Source organism: Streptomyces huiliensis, from assembly GCF_020037025.1.
In the GTDB taxonomy this organism is placed as follows: domain Bacteria; phylum Actinomycetota; class Actinomycetes; order Streptomycetales; family Streptomycetaceae; genus Streptomyces; species Streptomyces huiliensis.
Genome location: NZ_JAIQLH010000169.1, coordinates 1 through 260, shown reverse-complemented (window position 1 = coordinate 260; position 260 = coordinate 1). Strand labels below are relative to the sequence as shown.

General features: G+C 74.6%; 1 protein-coding gene. It reads left to right on the top strand.

The window, feature by feature from the left end; translation table 11 throughout:
- Positions 1 to 260 (top strand): histidine kinase (locus JNW98_RS25150; RefSeq protein WP_223770576.1); only part of this gene is annotated, 260 nt, incomplete at both ends.

Here is a 260-nt window from a genome sequence, read left to right as displayed (position 1 = left end):
GTCGCGGAGCTGGAGCAGGACCGGGGCGTCGTGGTCGACACGGCCGCCGCCGACCTGCGGCGCATCGAACGCGACCTGCACGACGGCGCCCAGGCCCGGCTCGTCGCCCTCGCCATGGGGCTGGGGCTGGCGAAGGAGAAGGTCCTGGAGGACCCGGAGGCCGCGGCGAAGATGGTCGACGAGGCGCACGGCGAGGTGAAGCTCGCCCTCCAGGAGCTCCGCGACCTCGCCCGTGGCATCCACCCGGCGGTGCTGACGGA